The sequence below is a fragment of the Phreatobacter sp. genome (assembly GCF_016793595.1).
GTDB lineage: Bacteria > Pseudomonadota > Alphaproteobacteria > Rhizobiales > Phreatobacteraceae > Phreatobacter.
In genome coordinates this window covers 79442-94316 of sequence record NZ_JAEULY010000020.1, presented here as the reverse complement: position 1 = coordinate 94316, position 14875 = coordinate 79442, and the positions used below count along the sequence as shown (strand labels likewise).

Here is a 14875-nt window from a genome sequence, read left to right as displayed (position 1 = left end):
TTCAGCTCGTCAGCTGCGCCTTGTCCAGCGCGAAGACCTGATCGAACAGCTCGAATTCGCCGAGCACGGAAGTCAAGGCATCCGCATCGACGGCCTCCGCGAGCAGCAGCGTGTCGAAGCTGCGATCGCCGGTGCGAAGGGACTTCTCGTTTGTCCGGATAGCGGTGCCCGCCCCATCCACCGCCAGCAGCGATGCCGCGACGAGGCGATCGTGCGCCGCGACCTCGGCCGCCCGGATCGATGTCTGGAGCGCCTCGTTGCCGTCCAGAAGGACGGGAGCGACAACCGCCCCGAAGCCGCTGCCGAGCCTCGCCGTCACCGTGCCGCCGCCGCGCTGGAAATTGCCGAGCATGGGCATGATCCTCTGCGACCACGGGGTCGGTGCATTCAGTCGCTCGACATAGGCGGGGCTCCCCATCACGCCGCTCTCGGTCAGCGTGTAGAGAATGAAATAGCGCCGGACGGCGGCAGCGCGGCTGCGGAAGACCCGCACGGCGAGAAATCCGGGGATCGACAGGCGCTCCTGCGTGTGTTCCCGGGTCAACCAGTGGAGATAGTCCGTCTCCCGCTCCGGCGCGACATCGCTCCAGATGGCAAGGAAGCCCTGACCCGCCTTCATCGCTTCTGTTCCAGAAGGTGAAGGGCGGCATCCATGGCCGCGAGATAGCCGTAGGGGCCGAGCCCGCAGATCACCGCCGTCGCCGCCGTGGAGGTTATCGAGTGCCGGTGCAACTCGTCGCGCGCGTGAATGTTGGAGAGGTGCAGCTCGATGACCGGGCCTTCGAATATCTTCATGGCATCGAGGATCGGCACCGAATGGAAGGAATAGCCGGCGGGGTTGATGATGACGGCGTCGGCCTCCTCGCGCGCCGCCTGAATCAGGTCGACGAGCGCGCCCTCGCCGTTGCTCTGGCGGAACAGCAGCGTGGCGGCGCGCTCCTCCGCGCGCTTGCGGCAGGAGCGCTCGATCTCAGCGAGCGTCGTATGGCCGTAGATGGCCGGCTCGCGCGTGCCGAGCATGTTGAGGTTCGGTCCGTTGATGATGCTCAGGCGATAAGGCATGGCGCGTCCAGTGGGCAGGTCGGGAACCCGGTTGATGATCAGCCGGCAAGGAACCTCGCCGGCCCCATGACGAGGACCGGGAAAAGCACGAGCAGGAGCAGGACGATCAGCTGGGCGATCATGAACGGCGTCACGCCCTTGATGATCTCCTCCATGCTGATCTTGGCGACCCCGCAGACGACGTTGAGGACCACGCCGACAGGTGGCGTGACCAGCCCGATCGAGTTGTTGATGATGAAGAGAACGCCGAAATAGACGGGGTCGATGCCGGCCTCGCGGACGATCGGCATCAGCACCGGCGTCAGGATCAGGATGGTCGGCGTCATGTCGAGCGCGGTGCCGACGATGACCACCAGCACCATGATGGCGATCAGCAGCATCGTCTGGTTGGACATGAAGGGCTTCAGGAGATCGACCACCTGCTGCGATATCTCGGCGACCGTGATCAGCCAGGACGACACAAGGGCAGCGGCGACCAGGAACATCACGACGCCGGTCGTCACGGCGGCCGTCGCGAAGACCTCGTAGAGGTCGCTCCATTTCAGCTCGCGGTAGATGAACATCGCGACGATCAGCGAATAGACCGCGACGACCGCGCCGGCCTCGGTGGGCGTGAAGATGCCGAAGCGCAGGCCCACGATGATGATGCCGGGCAGGAGCAGGGCCCAGAAGCCGTCGAGGACCGCCTTGACTATCTGCGTGCCGGACTGGCGTGGCGGCGACGGTTTCACCTCTTCGTTGCGCACCACCCACCACCAGGCGACGCAGAGGCCGAGGCCGATCATCAGGCCCGGCACGATTCCCGCGAGGAACAGCTTGGAGATGGAGACATTGCCGACGACGCCGAATAGCACGAAGCCGATGCTCGGCGGGATCACCGGGCCGATGACGCCGCTGGCCGCGACGAGGCCGGCCGAGTGCCGCTTGCTGTGCCCGGCGGCGACCATCATCGGCACGACCAGCGCGGCGAGGGCCGCGGCATCGGCGGCGGCCGATCCAGAGAGGGACGAAAGGATGCAGGAGGCCAGGATCGCGACATAGCCGAGGCCGCCACGCAGATGGCCGACCAGCGCGATGGCGACGTTGACGATGCGCGACGCAAGCCCGCCGCGGTTCATCAGCTCGCCGGCCAGCAGAAAGAACGGCACGGCCATGAGGGGGAAGCTGTCAGCGCCGTTGATGACGTTCTGCGCGACGATCTGGGCGTCGAATATGTCGAGCGACACCATCAGGGCGACGCCGCAGATGAGCAGCGCATAGGCGATGGGCATGCCGATCGCCATGGCGCCGAGGAGCGAGAAGGTGAAGATGGCGATGGTCATGAGGGGCACATTCCGATGGGCTCGCCGCGGCTCACCCTTCCTCGGACTCCCTGACCGCGATCAGCTCGCTCTCGCTCGCGCGCCCGAGCAGCACCCGCAGGAGGTCGTGGAACAGGATGACCAGCGCCGATGTGCCGAACACCACGCCCGAGGCGTAGAAGATGCCGACCGACAGGGAGGTCGCCGGCGCCCGGTCACCGGCGGTGATCAGCATCTGCTGCCAGCTGCCGTTCATGAGCAGGTAGCTGGCATAGATCATGAACAGGTAGCTGACGATGAAGCAGGCGAGCTTCAGCGGCCGTGGCAGGCGCTGAACCAGCGTGTCGACGCCGAGATGCTTGTGCTCCCGCAGGGCGACGATGGCCCCGAAGAAGGTCAGCCAGACCAGCAGCCAGCGCGACAGCTCCTCCGAAACGACGATGCCGGAATTGAAGCCGTAGCGCAGGACGACGTTGCCGAAGACCAGCACGACCATCAGCGCGAGGCAGGCGACCGCGAGAACTTTCGTGAGCCGGCAATATAGGTCGATCGCCCGGGCGAGCATGTCCATGCGGCGGGAACCCCAGCGGGAAGAGGGTGCCTCGCCGGATCAGCCGGCAAGACGGGTGTATGGCCGGGCCGTCAGTTGATCGCCTGGATCCGCTGCAGTTCGCCGTTGAACTGGCGGACGCGCGCCGGATCGAACTCGGCCGAGAACTTGTCGACGACGGGCTTGATGGCGTCGCGCATGCGGCCGAGCTCGGCGGGGGCAACGTCGGTGAACTGCATGCCGCGGGTCTTCAGTTCGTCGAGCGCCTTCTCGGACGCGATCCGCGTCTGGTCCTTCTGGTAATCCCGCGTCTCCTGATAGGTCTCGGTCATCAGTGCGCGCTCCTGCTCGGACAGCCGGTCCCAGAAGCGCTTGCTCACGGTGATGATGTTCTGCGTGTAGGTGTGGTTGGTCGAGGAGACGAACTTCTGCACCTCGAAGAACTTGTTGGAGAGCGTCACCGCGTAGGGGTTTTCCTGTCCGTCCACGGTCTTCGTTTCCAGCGCCGTATAGAGCTCGGCGAAGTTCATCGGCACCGGGTTGGCGCCGAAGGCGCGGAAGGTCTCCAGATAGACCGGGTTCGGGATGACGCGCAGCTTCAGCCCGCGGAAATCCTCTACCTTGGCGATCGGCCGGACGCTGTTGGTTACATTGCGGAAGCCGAGGCCCCAGTAGCCGAGGCCGATCATGTCCTTCTCGGGCAGGAGCTTCAGCAGGTCCTTGCCGAAATCGCCGAGGATAAGGCTCTCCGCCTGAGCGACATTGGCGACGATGAAAGGGAAATCCAGCAGGCCGAAGTCCTTGACGACAGTGGCGAGGGACGTCGTGGAGGCGGAGATCACCTCCTGCGTGCCGCCGCGCACCGCGCTCTGCTGCTGCATCTCATTGCCGAGTTGCGATGCCGCGAACTCGCGGACGCGCATCTTGCCGCCGCTCTTCTGCAGCAGGACCTCGCCGAATTTTCTGACGCCGAAGCTGGTCGGATGGTCGGTGTTGTTCAGATGCCCCCAGCGGATGGTGCGCTCCTGAATGCCCTGCCCGAGAAGCAGCGTCGGCGCGGCCAGGACGGGGGTGGCGGCAAGCCCGGCAAGGGCCCGGCGGCGAGTGATCATGATTGTCCTCCCAGGACGGCGCTCCCGCGCCCGGCATTGACGCTTCTTGTCGGCGCGGACCGCCGGGCTTTGACGCAACGCTATCCAGCGTACCGTCTCCTTGGCAATATGCTATTTTCAATAATGTCAGATATTTTCAGCGACGCCTGACGGGGCGGCTGCGAGGCGCAGGCGGTTCCCGAACGCGCGGCGGCATGTGTACAGGGGCAACGGGAGCGATGGACGTTGTGCATTCTGCACGTGGTGAGACCGCGCAGGCCGGTTCGCCACAGGCGCGTCCGTGCCGTCCGGCGTGATCTTCCCGCCGGCTCGGACAGCTCGCAAAGGCAGTCGAACTGCCTCTAGTCGTTGATCGCGAATTCCGGGATCAGTTTCTGGTCGGAGAAGCGCAGGAAATGCAGCAGGTCCGACAGGCCTTCGCCGAGCAACGTGACGTGACCCCGCATGACGCGACTGGCGCGCGCACCGTCACCCTTGAAGATCGCGTCCATGACCTCGCCGTGCTCGGGGATCGACGAGACCATGCGCCCCGGCTGGTAGGTGATCGTCCGGCGATATGGCGAGATCTTCAGCGTCAGCCGGCGAAGCTCTTCCTGGAGGATGCGGTTGTGGCTCGCAGCCGCCACGGTCTCGTGGAAGGCGAGGTTCGCCTCGTAGAACGGCGATACGTCGTTGGCGAGGCTGGCGGTCTCGCAGGCATCGTGCGCCGCCTGCAGCCTGACACGCTGATCGGCGGTGATGCGCCGCGCGGCCTGATAGGCGGCGAGCGCTTCGAGTTCGGCGACGACGCTGAAGGCGTCGAGAAGGTCGGCCAGCGACAGATGCGCCACCTGCAGGCCCTGACGCCCCCGCGAGATGACGAGACCGCTGGCGGCAAGGCGCTGGAGGGCCTCGCGCACCGGCGTTCGCGACATGCCAAACTGCTCGGCGAGCTGACGCTCGTCCAGCCGGTCGCCCGGCATCCGGACGCCCTTGAGGATTTCCTCCTCGAGGCGAACCACAACTTCGGCCGAAAGCGATTCCGGTTCGACCGCCGCCGTCTTGCCGGGTTCGCGGCCGTTGCGCGTTTTCATCGGCTATCCGCTGAGTAGAACCTGTTCGCGATCATCTCCGCGACCGCCAGGAGGCCGTACAACAACAAGCCACAGATGCAAAGCACGACGATGGCCGCCATCGACACTTCCGTGTCGGCGCGGGCGGTCGCGAAGATGATCAGGTAGCCGAGCCCGGCCTGCGCGGTGATGAACTCGCCGATGATGACGCCGATGATCGCCAGCGTGATGGCGATCTTCATGCCGGAGAAGATGTGCGGCAGCGCCGAGGGAAAGCGGACGCTGGTGAACACCTGCCACTCCGTCGCGGTCAGCGACCGGCAGAGACGCAGGATGCTCTTGTCGACGCTGAGGAACCCGGCGGTCGTGGCGATGACCACCGGAAAGAAGGCGATGAACACCGAGAAGGCGATGCGCGACTGCGAGCCGACGCCGAGCCAGATGATGAACAGCGGCGCCAGCGCGATCTTCGGGATGAGCTGGAAGAAGACGAGGTTGGGATAGAGCGCCTCGCGCGCGACCTGCGAATAGGTGATGAGGATGGCGAGCAGCACGCCGAGCCCCAGCGCCAGCAGGAAGCCCACAGCCGATTCGACGGTGGTCGGGATCGCGTGGATCAGCAGGATATCGTAGCGCGCGACGATATATTTCGCGATCGATATGGGCGAGGGCAGGATCACGGAGGGGATGTTCGCCACCGTGACATAGACCTGCCAGGCGACCAGCACGAACAGCGCGAGGCCCAGCGGCAGCACGATGCTGCGCAGGCCGGCGGCGGCGCGGTTCCGGGCGGCGGGGTTGACCAGCACTGCGCCAGTCTCGGTTCCGATCGTTGCGGCCATGGCCTGCCCTCACTCGATGACGGAAGCGCCCGCGGGGGCGGCGTGGGTTGACGGGGCGTGGCCGTGCGCGGCTTCGATGGTCAGCCGCAGCTCGCGGCAGACCTGCGTGAATTCGACGGTTTCCTCCACCTCGAAGCGCCGCGGCCGCGGAAAGGGCATGGGCATGTCGAGGATGATGCCCGAGGGGCGGCCGCCCATGACGACGACGCGGTCCGACAAGAATGCCGCCTCGCGGATCGAGTGGGTCACGAAAATGACGGTCTTCTTGTAGGTCTCGAGAATCTCGGACAAGGCGACGTTCATCTGGTCGCGGGTGATGGCGTCGAGCGCGCTGAACGGCTCGTCCATCAGGAGAATGTCGGGGTCGTGGATGAGCGAGCGGCAGATGGTCACGCGCTGGCGCATGCCGCCCGAAAGCTCACCCGGCTTCTTGTGCTCGAACCCCGCGAGACCGACCATGGCCAGCAGCTCGTGTGCCCGCCGCATGTATTGGTCGAGCGGCAGCTTCAGGATGCGGATCGGGAAGAGCACGTTTTCGAGGGCGCTCTTCCACGGCAGCAGCGTCGCGTCCTGGAAGATGATGCCGATGTCGCGGCGCGGCGCGAGCACGGGCGAGCCCAGAAGATCGATGGCGCCCGAGGTAGGTTTCTCGAGCCCGGCGATCATCATCAGCAGCGTGCTCTTGCCGCAGCCGGAGGGGCCGAGCAACGACACGAATTCGCCGCGGGCGACCTCGAGCGAGGCCGACGCGACGGCGGGAATGGCGGAACTGCCGGTGAAGTAGGTCTTGCCCACGCCGCGGATCGAAACGAGCGCCCCATTGGCCGTCGTTGTCGCCGTCTCCTTGCGCGCTGTCGCCGTCGCCATATGCCCTCCGAACCCCCGCCTGCGCCCCGATGCGACCAGGACCCAGCGCCATACCCATTCCACAGTTACGGCGCGCCCGCTTCAATGTCGCCAGCATTGCCGCAGAGAGCGGCCATTTCAAGTCTCATTATGCCAGATTATAATTTCTGCATCCAATTTTTGCTGAAGATGCATTTTTGGGCTGTTCGCCTCAACGAAAGGATGCCATAGCTTGAGCGTTCGCGGCGCCCGGATGGTCGCATTATGCCAGATGGAGGTTGTGGCGGGATGACGAAGGCATTCGAGGTTCGGAACGCCCATTTCGACAGGCTCGTGAACACTCCGGGCCTCAGATGGATGGGCCAGAACACCAATCACGCCACGCCGCACCCGGCCGTCATCGAGGCCATGGAAAAGTGCATTCGCGACGAGGAGTTCCACATCTACGCTCCCCCGGCGGGGCTGGAGGAGCTGCGTCACGGCATCATCGCCGATCTCGGCCTGATCGGGCAGGCGGCACTGCTCTCGGATGGCGCCGTCGCCTCGCTCTACCATGTGTGTCACACGCTGCTCGGCCTGGGCGACGAGTTCATCACCACCGACCCGACCTGGAATTGGCCGATGGCTTTCGCCCGCTCGGTCGGGGGCACCGTCACGCAGATCCCGATCTACGGGGAGGAGTATGGCTATCGCCTCGCGCCCGAGCGGCTGAAGGCGGCGATCACGCCGAAGACCAAGGTCATCTACCTCGTCGATCCCAACAACCCGCTGGGCTCGGCCTGCACGGCCGCCGAGATCGACGCCATCGCGGCGATCGCGAAGGAGGCTGGCGCCTACCTCATCCACGACTGCACCTATCGCCACTTCGCCTACGACCACACGCTGGCGGCGACGCGCTACCCCGAGCGCACCATCACCATCTACTCCTTCTCCAAATGGCTCGGACTTGCCGGCATGCGCGTCGGCGCGGTGGTCGCTCATCCCGACGTCATCGAACGGTTGGCCAGCGCGCCGCCGAACAATCTTGGCTCAAACATCCTCTCCCAGCGGGCGGCGCTCGCCGGCCTCAGGATCAAGGACGAGTGGTTCCCGCAGGTTCTGGCACAGCAGCGGGCCAACCAGAAGCTGATCAGGGAGGCCTCGGACAAGGTCCCCGGCCTTCTCATGCCGGTCTATCCGTCCAACGGCAATTTCATCGTGCTGGAGTGCCAGAAGGCTGGGGTGAAGCCGGAGGCGCTGGTCGCTGCCTACCAGAAGCACGACATCATGATCCGGCAGGGCGCCTACCACACGCCGAATTTCGGCGACCGGTTCATCAAGGTCAGCACCAGCGTGCCGACGGCCTGGGTGCAGGAATTCGTCGACCTCCTGCCGACGCTCGTCGAGCAGGCTCGCGGCCAGAACGAAGCCGTCAAACTTTTCTGATCCGTCCGGCAGCCGCCGCGCGCTCGTTTCGTGGAGATTTTCAAATGGATCTGGGGCTGAAGGGCAAGACCGTCCTCATCACGGGCGCGTCTCAGGGTATCGGCCATGGTCTTGCCGGGTCGTTTGCCGAAGAGGGCTGCAACCTGCATGTCACGGCGCGATCGGCGGACAAGCTGGAACAGCTGAAGCGCGAGGTCGAGGCGAGGCACAGCGTCTCGGTCACCGTCCACGCGCTCGACCTCACCGATGCGGGCTCGGCCGAGAAGCTGGCGGAAGCGGCCGGCGATGTCGACGTGCTGGTCAACAATGCCGGCGTCATCCCGAGCGGCTCGCTCTGGGATGTCGACGAGGCCAAATGGCGCGCGGGATGGGAGCTGAAGGTCTTCGGCTACATCAACATGACGCGCCAGATCTATGCTCGCATGAAGGCGCGCGGCGGCGGCGTCATCATCAACAATATCGGCAATGGCGGTGAGGTTTTCGATCCCGCCTATGTCGCGGGCACCACCGGCAATGCCAGCCTGATGGCCTTCACCCGCGCCATGGGCGGCCACTCGCTTGACGACAATATCCGCGTCGTCGGCGTCAATCCGGGGCCGGTCGATACCGACCGCATCTACAACATGCTGAAGAAGCGCGCCGCCGACTGGCTGGGCGATTCCGATCGCTACAAGGAACTGGAGCAGCGCTATCCGCTGAAGCGCCCGGCCCATGTCCACGAGGTCACCGACCTCATCGTCTTCCTCGCCTCCTACCGTTCCGGCTACACGTCCGGCACCATCTTCACGGTGGATGGTGGCATCGCCTCGCGGCGCTCGGTGATCTGAGGAGGGCGCCATGGCATTCGCCACCGCCAGCGACGGCGTGAAACTGTTCTACGAGGAGGCCGGCGCCGGAACGCCGATCATCTTCGTCCACGAGTTCGGCGGCAGCCACTGGAGCTGGGAGCCGCAGATGAATTTCTTCGCGCGCCGGCACCGCTGCATCACCTTCGCCGCGCGCGGCTTCCCGCCCTCCGAAGTGCCGACGGATATCGCGCGCTATTCGCAAGCGCGCGCGGCCGACGACATCGTCGATGTTCTGAGCGCCGCCGGCATCGACAAAGCCCATATCGTCGGGCTTTCCATGGGCGGCTTTGCGACCCTTCATGTCGGCTTGCGCCATCCCGGACGGGTCCTGTCGCTGGTCGCGGCCGGCGCCGGCTACGGTGCCGAAAAGGCCCATGAAGATTATTTCAGGGGCATTTCGGAGCAGGTCGCGAAGAACTTCCAGGAGCGCGGCGCCAGGGATTTCGCCCCGACCTACGCGGAAGGCGCATCGCGCGTGCAGTTCCAGGACAAGGACCCGCGCGGCTGGAAGCTGTTCGCCGACAGGCTCGGCCAGCACGACTCGCTAGGCGCGGCCAACACCATGCGCGGCGTGCAGATGCAGCGCCCATCGCTCTATGATCTGGAGGCCGAGTTCCGCGCCATGCAGGCGCCGTTGCTGGTGATGACCGGCGACGAGGACGATCACTGCATCCAGCCGGGTCTGTTCCTGAAGCGCACGGTGCCGCGCTGCGGCTTCGCTGTCTTCCCGAAGTCCGGCCATACGCTGAACCTTGAGGAGCCGGAACTGTTCAACCGCCTTCTGTCGGAGTTCATCGCGCAGGTCGAGGCCGGCCGCTGGGGGCCGCGCGACCCGCGCGCCAATCCCGCGCAGATCATGCGTGCCGACTGAGGCCGGCCGTGTCGCAGCGCCTTTCCGACCACGTCGATGGCGAACGCCTCTGGGCGCGCCACATGGAGCTTGCACGTTTCGGCGCGCGCGCCGATGGCGGCGTCGATCGGCCGACCTTGTCTCCCATCGAGGGCGAGGCGAGGGCGCAAGTCGTCGCCTGGGGCCGTGCCATTGGCCTGAAGCCGTTCACCGACGCGGCTGCGAACCTGTTCCTGCGCTGCGAGGGACAGGACCCCTCGCTCGATCCGGTCGTCGCCGGGTCCCATATCGACTCGCAACCCACAGGCGGCAGGTTCGACGGCGTCTTCGGCGTGCTCGCCGCGCTGGAAGCCGTCGAGGCGATGGTGGCTGCGGGCGGGCGGCCCCTGCGATCCGTCGAAGTGGTCGCCTGGACCAACGAGGAAGGATCGCGCTTCGCGCCGGGCATGACCGGCTCCGACCTGTTCACCGGTACCAAGGTGTTGGACAAGGTGCTGCCGATCCGCGACGCCGATGGGGTCACGATCGGCGAGGCCGTCGCCGCGATCCTTGCCGGCGATGTCGATGTGCCGCAGCGTCCGTTCGGCTTCCCGATCGCCGCCTATGTCGAACCGCATATCGAGCAGGCGTCGGTTCTGGAGGCAGCAGGCATTCCGCTCGGCGTCGTCACCGGCATTCAGGGTACGCGGCGCTACCGCATTCGGGTGACGGGCGAGGCCGCCCATGCCGGCACGGCCCTGCGCCGGGACCGCAAGGATGCCATGATGGCGGCCGTCAGGATGATCCAGGCCATGGATGAGGCCGCGATGGAACCGGACGACACGCTCATCACCGTCGGAATGATGAGGGTGACGCCCAACGCTCCCTCGGTCGTGCCGGCGGAGGTCTATTTCTCGGTCGATCTGCGCCATCCCGACAATGCCGTCGTCGACCGGGTCGATGCCGAGATTCGGGCGATCGTCGAACGGTACAGGGGGCCCTGCGCCGTGGACCTGCAGCAGATCCAGCATTCGCCGTCGCTGAACTTCGCGCCCTCCATACGGGCCGCGATCGCCGCGGCGGCAACCGCGCGGGGGGTCCCGCACATGGACGTCTATTCGGCCGCCGGCCATGACGCACGCCAGCTGCACTATGTCTGCCCGGCCGGCATGATCTTCGTGCCCTGCCGGGGTGGCATCTCGCACAATCCCGACGAATGGACGGAGCCCGAGCATCTGACGGCCGGTGCGCAGGTGCTGACTGACGTGGTCTGGGATCTCGCCAACCGAGCGTGATAGGTCTCTGGCCCGCGTCGGGAGATGTGCGGGCGGTAGCCAGGCCCCGCAGAGGAGAGCATTCGATGGATCAGGGCATCACGCGCTATCGCCGCGACGGCGCCGTCGGTCATGTGCTCTTCGACCGCCCGCAGGCACGCAATGCGATGACCTGGGCGATGTATGATGAGCTCGCGGCCATCTGCGAGGCGGTCAACGCCGATGAGACCCTGCGAGCAGTCGTGCTTCGCGGTGCCGGCGGCAAGGCCTTCATCGCCGGCACGGACATCGCCCAGTTCGCCGCCTTCCGGTCAGGCGAGGACGGCATCGCCTATGAGCGACGGATCGAGGCGATCCTTGCCGCCATCGAGGCGATCAGGGTTCCAACGCTCGCGGTGATCGACGGCTGGTGCGTCGGCGGCGGCCTCGCCATCGCGGCCTGCTGCGACGTGAGGATCGGCACGCCCGCCGCGCAGTTCGGCGTTCCCATCGCGAGGACGCTCGGCAACTGTCTGTCCATCGAGAACCATGCGCGCCTGCTGGCGGAGCTCGGCCCCGCGCGCACCAAGCGCATGTTGCTGCTAGGCGAGATGCTGTCCGCCGATGAGGCGCTTGCCGGAGGGTTCCTCAGCGCCATCGTCGCGCCGGAGGACCTCGATGGCCGCGCCGCCGACCTTGCCGGGCGGCTCACCGGGCACGCGCCGCTCACCATGCGCGCGACCAAGGAGGCGGTCCGCCGCCTCACCGCGACGGATATCGACGGCGATGACCTGATCCGCCTTTGCTATGGCAGCGACGATTTCCGCAACGGCGTCGAAGCCTTCGTGGCCAAGCGCCCGGCAGTCTGGACCGGACGCTGACGCGGTGTCCCTTCAGCCGTAGCCGCTGTCGCCGAAACCGCCCCAGATCGAGCGCGGGTCGTTCTTGTGGTGGTCGTTGACCCAGACCATGCCGCCGCGCACCGCCTGCGCCATGCGGTGGGCGCGACCGACATCACGGGTCCAGATGGAGGCGCCGAGCGCGTAGGGGGATCGTTGGCGAGCCGCAGAGCGTCGGCTTCGGTGTCGAACGGCGTGACGGAGATGACAGGCCCGAACACTTCCTCCCGGAACAGGTCCATGTGCGGCTCGACATCGCGGAACACGGTCGGCGGGACGAAATAGCCGCCCGCGCACGCCGCCCCAAGCTCCGGCAGCGCACCGCCGGCCAGGATCGGAGCGCCCGCCGCCCGGGCCTTGTCGATATGGCCGAGGGAGCGCGCCTTCGATGCAGCGGAAATGACCGGTCCGACATCGGTTGCCGCGTCGGCGGGGTTGCCGACCCGCAGCGCCTCGACGCGGTCGCGAAGCGCCTCGCTGAACGCCTCGTAGATCGGCCGCGCCACCAGAAGGCGCGACGCGGAGACACACGTTTGTCCTGCGGCGATGAACGCTGCGAAGACCGCGCCCGCGGCCGCTTCCGCCACATCGACGTCCTCGAAGACCACGAAGGGGGTCTTGCCGCCGAGTTCCAATGTGCAGGGCACGAGCCGCTCGGCCGCGGCGGCCGCGACGCGCCGTCCCGTCGCCGTGCCGCCCGTCATATCGATGCGCTGAACCTCCGGCGCCGCGCAGACCAGCGCACCGGCTCGCCCGTCGCCGACGACGACATTCACCGTGCCGGCAGGCAGTCCCGCCTCCGCGCACCATTGGGCGAAGACGAGGGTCGAGATCGGCGCTAGCTCCGACGGCTTGACGATGCAGGCATTGCCCGCAGCGAGCGCGGCCGCGAGCTTCTTGACCAGAATGAGGATGGGATGGTTCCAGGGCGTCAGCAGCGCGCAGACACCGTAGGGCTCGTAGGCCGTATAGCTGAGGAGATGGCCCTTCAGCGTTTTCGCCTCGGCCTCGAGGCCGGGCGCGATGCCGGCAAAATACTCGATCCATTCGGGAATGCGGCCCATCTGCGCGCGCATCTCGCGCAGCGGGCGGCCGATGGTCGCGGATTCCAGCGCGGCCAGCATGTCGATGCGACTGGCGACCAGGTCGGCAAGGCGGCGCAGGATGCGGCCCCAGTCCAGCGCATCCATGGCGCACCAGGCGGGTAGGGCGGCGCTTGCCGCCGCGCAGGCCGCAGCGACATCGGCGGGGCCTGCGGCGGCGCTCAGGGTGAGCTCGCTACCGGTAGCAGGGCAGAAGACCGGCAGCGTTTCAGGATGCAGCGGAGTTTGCCACCGCCCGGCATAGTGATGCGCCGGTGATGGAGGGAGGCCGCTGGCGCTCAACAGGCTGTCCGCCATGATCGATCCTGATCTGCGTTCCGCATGCGCAGCTTCCCAAGGTTGCATGCCAAAATGTAGGCAATGGAATGTATGATTTAACTTGTGGCATGCATTCCGCTTGCGAAGGAATGCGACGTTGGCATCGTAGCTCGCAGTGTCTGGCCGAAACAGCGGAAAGATTGGGCATATGACTCAAGTGCATGCGAAATTATGAAACTGGCATAATTTCGCTTGCACGCGAGCACGCGCGGAGAAAAGCTTCCCTATCGAACGCATCCAGGCGCAATCATAAGGGAGCCAGGTCATGACGATTTCTCGACGCACGGCCATCAAGACCATGGGGCTCGGCGCGGTCGCGGCAGGCCTGCCGCTCGCCTCGCCCGCCGTTGCGCAGGGCGCTGCCAAGGTCAGCTTCACCACGTCATGGCTGCCGGAAGGTCCGAACCTCTTCGCCTATGTCGCACGCGACAAGGGCTTCTGGAAAAATGCCGGCCTCGATGTCAGCGTCGCGCGTGGCTCGGGGTCGAACTCGGCGGCGCAGGCGGTCAGCGCGGGCACGTTCGACTTCGGCATGGCGCCGACGCCGACGGTGATCATCCAGGCGGCCCGCAAGCTGCCGATCACCTGCATCGGGCAGATCAACTACGAGGTGCTGATGGGCGTCGGCGTTCGCGCGGATTCGCCGATCCGCTCGCCGAAGGACCTCGAGGGCAAGCGCCTCGGCGCCAGCGTGACGTCCGGCGAGTATCCGTTCCTGCCTCTCTATGCCGCCAAGGCCGGCTTCGATCTCGCCAAGGTCCAGATCATTCAGCTGGACGGCAAGGTGCGCGAGCGCTCGCTGGCGGAAAAGCAGGTCGACGCCGTGTCCGCTTTCGCCACCAGCACCGTACCCTCGCTCGCGCCGCTCGGCACCGACGTGCGCTTCATGCTGTTCAAGAGCGTCGGGATCGACTTCTACGGCCAGGCGCTGACCACGCAGCCCCAGCGCTTGCAGCGCGACGCCGCGCTCTGCGAGGCCTTCGTGCAGGGCGCCATGGAGGCCGTGAAGTTCACCCAGACGAACGTCGACGAGTCCATCGACATCTTCCTGAAGGCGAATTCGGAAGTATCGATCTCCTCGACCGGCAAGGAATACTCGCGGATCGGGCTCGGCCTCGTGAACCTGACCAATCTGGTGCCGGAGCTGACCGATCACGGCTTCGGCTATTCCGATCCGGCCAAGGTTTCCACCATGGCCGATTTCGTCATGCAGTATGCGGCTGGCGAAGGCGCGACCCGCCCTGACCTCAACGCGCTGGTGACCAACCGCTTCGCCGGCAAGGTCAAGTTCACGGCGGAAGAACTGGCCGCCGCGCGCGCCCGCTCGCAGCAGTTCCAGAAATATCTCGTCTGATCCAGCGCCACGGGACGATTGCGCGACCGGCCCGAGGGACCTCCCTCGGGCTTGTCGTTTCCATGCGATCACTTGTCGTTT

At 66.1% G+C, this 14875-nt stretch carries 14 protein-coding genes and 1 pseudogene; 6 read left to right on the top strand and 9 right to left on the bottom strand.

Annotation, left to right across the window (positions count from 1 at the left end; all coding sequences use genetic code 11):
* Nucleotide 1: 1 nt before the first annotated feature.
* The 8 genes from JNK84_RS19930 to JNK84_RS19895 form a co-directional block, all read right to left on the bottom strand.
* Nucleotides 2-619 (bottom strand): hypothetical protein, encoded by a 618-nt coding sequence (locus JNK84_RS19930; protein WP_293427239.1) that lies wholly within the window; start codon nt 617-619, stop codon nt 2-4.
* Nucleotides 616-1062, bottom strand: a complete 447-nt coding sequence (locus JNK84_RS19925) for a type II 3-dehydroquinate dehydratase (protein ID WP_293427236.1) — start codon at nt 1060-1062, stop codon at nt 616-618. The genes JNK84_RS19930 and JNK84_RS19925 overlap by 4 nt, the downstream gene beginning before the upstream one ends.
* Before the next feature lie 38 nt (nt 1063-1100).
* Nucleotides 1101-2384: a TRAP transporter large permease gene (locus JNK84_RS19920; RefSeq protein ID WP_293427233.1), complete on the bottom strand. Its 1284-nt coding sequence runs from the start codon at nt 2382-2384 to the stop codon at nt 1101-1103.
* Between the two features lie 31 nt (nt 2385-2415).
* Nucleotides 2416-2934, bottom strand: a complete 519-nt coding sequence (locus JNK84_RS19915) for a TRAP transporter small permease (RefSeq protein ID WP_293427230.1) — start codon at nt 2932-2934, stop codon at nt 2416-2418.
* A gap of 71 nt (nt 2935-3005) precedes the next feature.
* Nucleotides 3006-4025: a DctP family TRAP transporter solute-binding subunit gene (locus JNK84_RS19910; RefSeq protein WP_293427227.1), complete on the bottom strand. Its 1020-nt coding sequence runs from the start codon at nt 4023-4025 to the stop codon at nt 3006-3008.
* Nucleotides 4026-4366: 341 nt separating this feature from the next.
* Nucleotides 4367-5098 carry a GntR family transcriptional regulator gene (locus tag JNK84_RS19905; protein ID WP_293427224.1) on the bottom strand — a complete coding sequence of 244 codons (732 nt, stop codon included), beginning with the start codon at nt 5096-5098 and terminating at the stop codon, nt 4367-4369.
* Nucleotides 5095-5919 carry an ABC transporter permease gene (locus JNK84_RS19900; RefSeq protein ID WP_293427221.1) on the bottom strand — a complete coding sequence of 275 codons (825 nt, stop codon included), beginning with the start codon at nt 5917-5919 and terminating at the stop codon, nt 5095-5097. The genes JNK84_RS19905 and JNK84_RS19900 overlap by 4 nt, the downstream gene beginning before the upstream one ends.
* A 9-nt stretch (nt 5920-5928) precedes the next feature.
* Nucleotides 5929-6786, bottom strand: a complete 858-nt coding sequence (locus JNK84_RS19895) for an ABC transporter ATP-binding protein (protein WP_293427216.1) — start codon at nt 6784-6786, stop codon at nt 5929-5931.
* A gap of 267 nt (nt 6787-7053) precedes the next feature.
* Here JNK84_RS19895 and JNK84_RS19890 point away from each other — a divergent pair, with 267 nt between their 5' ends.
* From JNK84_RS19890 to JNK84_RS19870, 5 genes are all read left to right on the top strand, one after another.
* Nucleotides 7054-8190, top strand: coding sequence for a pyridoxal phosphate-dependent aminotransferase (locus JNK84_RS19890; RefSeq protein ID WP_293427213.1), 1137 nt, complete (start codon nt 7054-7056; stop codon nt 8188-8190).
* Between the two features lie 44 nt (nt 8191-8234).
* Entirely contained in the window at nt 8235-9017 is a 783-nt protein-coding gene (locus JNK84_RS19885; protein ID WP_293427210.1) for an SDR family oxidoreductase, read from the top strand.
* Nucleotides 9018-9027: 10 nt separating this feature from the next.
* A complete protein-coding gene (locus tag JNK84_RS19880; RefSeq protein ID WP_293427207.1) occupies nt 9028-9909 on the top strand; it encodes an alpha/beta fold hydrolase in 882 nt (293 codons plus the stop codon).
* Nucleotides 9910-9917: 8 nt separating this feature from the next.
* A complete protein-coding gene (locus JNK84_RS19875; RefSeq protein WP_293427204.1) occupies nt 9918-11162 on the top strand; it encodes a Zn-dependent hydrolase in 1245 nt (414 codons plus the stop codon).
* Between the two features lie 65 nt (nt 11163-11227).
* Entirely contained in the window at nt 11228-12001 is a 774-nt protein-coding gene (locus tag JNK84_RS19870) for an enoyl-CoA hydratase/isomerase family protein (RefSeq protein WP_293427201.1), read from the top strand.
* Between the two features lie 12 nt (nt 12002-12013).
* Here the strand turns inward: JNK84_RS19870 and JNK84_RS19865 are convergent.
* Nucleotides 12014-13419, bottom strand: a pseudogene (locus JNK84_RS19865) (aldehyde dehydrogenase family protein).
* Between the two features lie 286 nt (nt 13420-13705).
* Here JNK84_RS19865 and JNK84_RS19860 point away from each other — a divergent pair.
* Nucleotides 13706-14794 carry an ABC transporter substrate-binding protein gene (locus JNK84_RS19860; RefSeq protein WP_293427195.1) on the top strand — a complete coding sequence of 363 codons (1089 nt, stop codon included), beginning with the start codon at nt 13706-13708 and terminating at the stop codon, nt 14792-14794.
* The last annotated feature ends 81 nt before the right edge of the window (nt 14795-14875 follow it).